Annotated in this window: 3 protein-coding genes and 14 tRNA genes; 15 read left to right on the top strand and 2 right to left on the bottom strand. The window is 57.0% G+C overall.

Annotated features, from left to right (window positions below; genetic code table 11):
* The first annotated feature begins 535 nt into the window (after positions 1–535).
* A tRNA-Trp gene (locus WAW39_RS15600) sits at positions 536–610 on the top strand.
* Between the two features lie 391 nt (positions 611–1,001).
* A tRNA-Asn gene (locus WAW39_RS15595) sits at positions 1,002–1,074 on the top strand.
* 253 nt (positions 1,075–1,327) lie between these two features.
* Here WAW39_RS15595 and WAW39_RS15590 read toward each other — a convergent pair.
* Together WAW39_RS15590 and WAW39_RS15585 are read right to left on the bottom strand one after the other, a co-directional pair.
* The gene (locus WAW39_RS15590; protein ID WP_422320114.1) at positions 1,328–2,512 is read right to left on the bottom strand and encodes an MFS transporter; all 1,185 of its coding nucleotides are present in this window, start codon (positions 2,510–2,512) and stop codon (positions 1,328–1,330) included.
* 104 nt (positions 2,513–2,616) lie between these two features.
* On the bottom strand, positions 2,617–2,772 hold the full coding sequence (locus tag WAW39_RS15585) for a hypothetical protein (protein ID WP_422320113.1): 156 nt from the start codon (positions 2,770–2,772) through the stop codon (positions 2,617–2,619).
* 1 nt (position 2,773) lies between these two features.
* Here WAW39_RS15585 and WAW39_RS15580 point away from each other — a divergent pair.
* The 13 genes from WAW39_RS15580 to WAW39_RS15520 all read left to right on the top strand — a co-directional run bounded on the left by WAW39_RS15580 (position 2,774) and on the right by WAW39_RS15520 (position 5,910).
* Positions 2,774–2,848, top strand: a tRNA-Gly gene (locus WAW39_RS15580).
* Between the two features lie 9 nt (positions 2,849–2,857).
* Positions 2,858–2,933: transfer RNA gene (locus tag WAW39_RS15575), tRNA-Thr, on the top strand.
* A gap of 261 nt (positions 2,934–3,194) precedes the next feature.
* Positions 3,195–3,333 (top strand) — tRNA-Met (locus tag WAW39_RS15570).
* A 75-nt stretch (positions 3,334–3,408) separates the two neighbouring features.
* Positions 3,409–3,484: transfer RNA gene (locus WAW39_RS15565), tRNA-Gln, on the top strand.
* A gap of 7 nt (positions 3,485–3,491) precedes the next feature.
* A tRNA-Leu gene (locus tag WAW39_RS15560) sits at positions 3,492–3,566 on the top strand.
* A 6-nt stretch (positions 3,567–3,572) separates the two neighbouring features.
* Positions 3,573–3,645 (top strand) — tRNA-Leu (locus WAW39_RS15555).
* Positions 3,646–3,654: 9 nt separating this feature from the next.
* Positions 3,655–3,730 (top strand) — tRNA-Arg (locus WAW39_RS15550).
* A gap of 7 nt (positions 3,731–3,737) precedes the next feature.
* Positions 3,738–3,813 (top strand) — tRNA-Arg (locus WAW39_RS15545).
* A 6-nt stretch (positions 3,814–3,819) separates the two neighbouring features.
* Positions 3,820–3,892: transfer RNA gene (locus tag WAW39_RS15540), tRNA-Leu, on the top strand.
* A 115-nt stretch (positions 3,893–4,007) separates the two neighbouring features.
* Positions 4,008–4,084, top strand: a tRNA-Glu gene (locus tag WAW39_RS15535).
* Between the two features lie 928 nt (positions 4,085–5,012).
* Positions 5,013–5,088 (top strand) — tRNA-Leu (locus WAW39_RS15530).
* Positions 5,089–5,270: 182 nt separating this feature from the next.
* Entirely contained in the window at positions 5,271–5,807 is a 537-nt protein-coding gene (locus WAW39_RS15525; protein ID WP_422320112.1) for a GNAT family N-acetyltransferase, read from the top strand.
* Positions 5,808–5,846: 39 nt separating this feature from the next.
* Positions 5,847–5,910: transfer RNA gene (locus WAW39_RS15520), tRNA-Gln, on the top strand.
* Positions 5,911–6,000 lie beyond the last annotated feature (90 nt).

Raw genomic sequence — 6,000 nt, 5'->3', positions numbered from 1 at the left:
TTTCCATACTCATTGATTGAACCCGCGGTCCTTTGACCGCTTCCCTACAGCACGAAAAAACCCCGGCATCCGCGCTAACGGACACCGGGGCAAGGCCAGCCAAGCTGACTCCCGGAGGAGTCGTTTAGAGACGCCAGAGCAAGACCTCACATAGGTTTGCACCCTCCTCCCGAATGTCAACTGAAGCAGCCAACGAATACGCAATATTCCTACGTCGAGACGAGGAATGCGGGAATTCATTGCCCATTTTTGACATCACGAAACGGCTTCCCCGGGAGGTGTGCCATAAACACCGAAACATCCGCCGTGAAATACCTGCGGGTGCGACGCCAGCGATGGAGTGACCAACACTCCATCCCGTGCGTGGCAGCGGTGTTCGTTCTTTATATGGCAGATCACCTCACAATGAGGCTGATCTGCCATTCAAGGGCGCGGAGCACAGCAACAAGTGATGTAACCTTGGGAGAGTGTGTACAGTGGCAAGGCTGTCTCCGTGTCCTTGAATGGCAGAACGGAAAAGATTTTCCAATACAATACGGCGGTGGCAGACAAGCAATGCACGGGTCTCCAAAACCCGAAGATGTGGGGGCAGTACCTACCCGCCGTGCCATTTCATTTCAAATCAAGAACGCGGCGGTAGATCGTTAAAGAGGCGACCTGGACTGTAACCCCAGAGCTCATCGAGAGACCACACGGAGCATTCCCGTGACGCCGCACCATTCATCATTCATGCCCACGAAACACGGGGCGCACGGCAGCAACTTCATATGCCGCAAACGGCCCTCCGTGGCAGCCCCGTGCCCTTCGTGGGTGTTTTCATTTCCTTTTCTTTTTCAAATGCAGGGAGAGCCAGTGCTCTGACGGGTCTCATAAGCCTGTCTTGGTTGGTGCAACTCCATCCCCTGCGTCCAATTTTATGGGACCGTAGTGTAGAAGACTGCACGGCTGGCTTGCACCCAGCAAGAGACGGAGCGTTACCGTCCGGCTCCACCATTTTAGAATCCTCGGTGAGGTAAAGTAGCCTGTCGGCCTGTTACGCCGATTGTCATGGTGCGAGTCCATGCCGGGGAGCCAATTTATCAAAGCCCGCAAGGTGTAATAGAATATGCATACGCCGCTTCTAACGGCCGTGCTTCCAGGTGCGATTGGCTGCATGCAGCCTACGCAATGAGGCTTCGCTTTGATGTGTGCGCTTTCGCGCATGGCGTTCCTGGTGTGGGCACCAATTCAAAGGAGCACGTCCGGCATAGACGAGGAAACGGTCTCGAAAACCGCTGCGCCTTCTCAAGGCGTCCAGAGTGCGATTCTCTGGTGCTCCGCCATTTCGCTAAACCCTGTGATCAAATTTCAGCAGCGCTTCATGCACCAGGAGCAGGCCGACAGCCATAGTTGTGGTAGCCAATGTCACGGCCTCTAGTCCTCGAGATTGCGCCAGCCATCCGCAGGCGCTTGGCAGCGCGGCTGCACCCACCATCGCTGCGCTGACTTGAAAGCCGATGGCATGGGCTGCACGCGCTTTGCCCAGCCGCTGCGGTGTCCGTGTCATCAGACATGGATAAATGGAGGCCAGTCCAAGGCCGACCAGTGACAGCGCTCCTGCTGAGAAAGGCAGGTTTGCCGCAAACAAGGCGGTGCCGAGGACCGCCGCCAGCATGCTCAGGCGCAGCAGCAGATCGATGCCGAGCCACTCAATGATGAAGCCAAATGCCACGCGACCGGTGGCGATGCTGGCCCAGTAAATCGTCACCCACATGCCGGCGGTTTCTTTGGTCATGCCGCGTGCTTCGGTCATTACCGTAAAGCTCCATTGTCCTGCCGTCACTTCGAGGCCGGTATAGATGAAAAAGAGCAGCATATGCGCCCAGACACCGCCATGTTTCAAGGCTCCGAGCATGCTCACGGAAGCTTCGGTATCAGAATTCGAGGTCGTGGTTTCGCCTGGAGTGTCCCACAGCTTGCGAGTGTAAATGAACAGACCTGTTAAGATGAGGAGCAAGGTGCCGACCGTTGCATAACCAGCCCGCCATGATCCCAGCGAAACCAGCATGGAGGTCATGATCAACGGCCCCAGAGTGGCGCCAATGCCGTAGCAGGCGTGCAGCCAGTTCATGTGACGCGGCGAAAAATGATTCGCAACATAATGATTCAGCGCGGCATCAATGGCACCGGAGCCTAGCCCATGCAGCAGCGCACAGGCCGCAAAGAAGATCCATGCAGGCGCAGCCGAATAACCCAAGGCACTCGCCGCAACTAGCAGGCTGCTACCACCCAGCAGAAGCCCGATGCCAAATGACTTGAGCAGTTTTCCCGTGAGCAAACCTGAAACAAAATAGCTGGCTCCCGCACCAAAGAAGATCCACGCTATGTCACTCTGCTGCCGTCCGAAAAAATCCCGCACCGAAGGCCAGGCCACGCCGATGAGTGTGTCCGGCAGCCCAAGGCTGATGAAGCCCAGATAGGCGGTCACCAGCAGGAGGCGACGGGTAAAAGATGGAGTATTGGTGGCCTGCATTTTTTTAGCACGGTAGTCTGATGCAGAAGCTTCGTTTGTCGCTGACGCCTTGCGTGCAGTTGTGCCGGTTTTCTGGCTCCTGCCCTTTTCATTCCCTCTGTAGCTCAACAGCAGAGCAGCCGGTCGATAACCGGCAGACCGTGGAGCGTCACCACGCCGAGGGACCATTTTTTAAAGAACGCTGGATGGCATAGACAGATGAGCGGCGGATTGAAGATCCGCAGAGGTTGGCGCGCTACCAACTCCAGCGGCCATTTCATTGCGGCATTGATGTAACAGCAAGCATGCCTGTCTTCCAAACAGGGCGCGTCGGGGCAGCACCGACATGCCGCACCATTTTCAAATTCCCCCGTGGCCGACACAGAAAGGCACCGATTTCGTAAATCGGAGCATGTGGGTGCAAAACCCACCGGAGGATCCATTTCAACACACACCCTTCATAGTGTAACAGCAGCATTCTTCGTTGTGAACGAAGCGGCGCCGGGGCAGAACCGGCTGAGGGAACCATTTCATTTCGTGCGCAAGACAAAGAGCCGAGTCAGCGGTCTGCAAAACCGCATTACCCAGTGCAAGTCTGGGGTGCACGTCCAGCAATTCATCGGATACGAGAGAGCCAGCCGTTCTCGCTTGGTTTGGGACCAAGACACGCCCGGGGCAGCACCGGGGTATCCGACCATTTAATTGGTCTGTAGCTTAACAGTCAGAGCGTCGGGCTCATAACCCGGAAGATGCTGGTGCAACTGGCTGCTTTGCAGCCTGTGCAGCAAGGCTGCGCATTCATCATTGCGCTATCGCGCGCAGCGCTCCAGCCGGACCGACCATTTAAAGCATGGGGCAGTGAGCATGACACGCACACAGATGATTCTGTGCTGCTGTCTCCACGCCCATGCCAACCTAGCCTTGTAGCTCAACAGTCAGAGCATCCGCCTTTGAAGCGGAGGGTTGGTGGTGCAAACCCACCCGAGGCTGCCAGCTTTATGCCCATGTAGTCCAATGCAGAGACAACCGCCTCAGAAGCGGTCCAGTGCGGGTGCGAGTCCTGCCATGGGCACCATTTCATGCCTGCGTAGTCCAACAGCAGAGACAGCCGTTTCAAATCCGGCGAAGTGCGAGTGCAACTCTCGCCGCAGGCACTCATTCATGTCTCCGTAGCTCAGTAGAAAGAGTGGCTGATTACGAATCAGCAGGCCGCAGGTGCGAATCCTGCCGGAGACACCAACTCAATGCTCCCGTAGCTCAATGTACAGAGCACCGCGCTTCGAACGCGGAGGCTGGAGGCGAAAGTCCTTCCGGGAGTGCCAGCTAACGCCCATGTAGTCCAACAGCAGAGATAGCCGTCTCAAAAGCGGCGCAGTGCAGGTGCAACTCCTGTCATGGGCACTATTTCATCATGGAACGCCAACCGGACCAGCGAGCCGGGACTCGGTGCTAACGAGATCGTGCTGCCATCGTGTGGCATGAGGAGCATGTCCTCGGCGTTCCACCATTTTCAAAAGACCCTGTCGTCTAACTGGCCAAGGCACCCGACTTTCTATCGGGTTATTGCGGGTTCGAATCCCGCCGGGGTTGCCAATTTTTTATTTTAACAACGGGCCGTCGGTGCCGTGGGGAAACTCAGAAACCGATGGGGGCATGGCCCCGACAGCCGGCGTGAGCTGGTCAGAGGCGAAGGTGCCTGAAAACCTTCGCGCCGTGAGGGATCACGGACAGTCCATGCAAGCCCAGGCTTCCCGCGAAAGCGGGCGATCATGGCCCCCAAGGCCGTGGTCGTTTTGGGAAAGCAGTGCGTCGTGGAACGAACGGCGGTTCAGATGCCCGGAAACGGGGAACATCAGCCGCCGGAGAGCAGCGGGTGGTGCCGGCCTCACGACCAACCAGACTGCGATCCATAAAGCCAAGGGTAGTGCCAGAAACATCCGAGCCTTGTCGGCAAGGGTGATGGCGCAGAGCGATAGGTGGCGGACGTGTGCAGACACGGACGTTGTCTTGAGACTCCGTTGAGTAACCGACAGGTGAAAGGCAGACGATGTGCGGCATTTCGCAGCCCAAAAGGCGGCGACAACCGCAGGACATCCGCATCGTCGCAGGTCTGCAGCTCCTGGAAAGAGCGCTGACTCACATCAGCAAAACGCAAAGAGGTGTCCGGCGTGACGAGTGAAATAGCTCAATCCTCCAGCTATGGGGCAATGGAGGCATCCGAGGGCCGCAAGCCCGGAGATGTCGGTATGAATCCGCACACAAGGGGTAGCTCCCCTGAACGGCCGAAAGGTCGGTGGTAGGTGCAGTGCCGACAGTCGTCACGCGACAAGTGAAACGCCACACTTTAAAAAAGGCAGCTATGCTGTTCGACCCTGCAAGGCAGGGTGGATACGAGTCGAACCAAGGGCCGCAAACCCTTGGATAATGACTCCAACGGAGCAGCACGCGAGGTGTAGTCTCAGCCCTCGCATTCCATTTCAGAAGCGCAGCCTGCATGACGAGGCTGCGCTCCATTTTCAAAGCTCATGTAGCCCAACAGCAGAGGCACGACGTCGAGAACGTCGCCAGTGCGGGTGCGAATCCTGCCATGAGCACCATTCACGGTCCAAAGCTTAGACAGCGAAGCAGCCGGCTTTTAACCGGCATAGCAGGGTGCATGTCCCTGTGGACCGACCACCATTTCCACGCCTGTTGGTGAAACAGCATCACGTCTGACTTACATCCAGAAATCGAGGGGGCAGAACCTTCGCGGGCGATCCATTTTTTTTTCATTCCCAACATGTGCTTTGCCATCACACCCGAAATTCATCTCAGCGCCATCACGGTGGCAGATTCCGCAGACATCACCGAGCATCTTCAATATCACGAAGTCAGCCGTTACACCCTGCTCATTCCCTATCCGTACACTTTGGAGATGGCGCATGATTGGATCGCATGCATTGCGGATGACGTGCAGCGGAATGGCCGCGAGACGATCTGGGCCATCCGAGAATCCGCCGGGCGCATGATCGGCGCGATTGAACTGCAGGCAGGCAGCGCTGGCAAGCAGCACGTCTCCGAGATCGGCTACTGGCTGGCCAAACCTTTCTGGGGCCGCGGCATCATGACGGCGGTGGTCAAATCAGTTGTGGAGCGTGGCTTTCGAGAGTTTGGCGTGCGCCGCATCACCGCCCCCATCTTTGCGCCGAATACAGGTTCCGGCCGCGTGCTGGAGAAGAATGGCTTCCTCGTGGAGGCTTCCCTGATGCGCCTTGCCTACCACCGCGATGGTCAGTTTTACGACGGAAAGCTCTATGCGCTGGTTCGCGATGAGTAACCGCCACATCCCTTTGCGGCAGTGAGAACGGAGTTACTTCGTAGCTCATCGGTAGAGCACTTGTTTTGCACAAGTGGCAGCAGGTTCGAGTCCTGCCGAACGGCCGGGAAACCGGTTGTTCAACACTTCGTTCGCCTTCCTCCGCAATCCTTTTCAACTTCACCCAATACAACCCATGAAACACCAGCCCAGC

This window comes from Prosthecobacter sp., assembly GCF_049294395.1.
In the GTDB taxonomy this organism is placed as follows: Bacteria; Verrucomicrobiota; Verrucomicrobiia; order Verrucomicrobiales; family Verrucomicrobiaceae; genus Prosthecobacter.
This window is presented reverse-complemented; position numbering and strand designations above follow the sequence as displayed.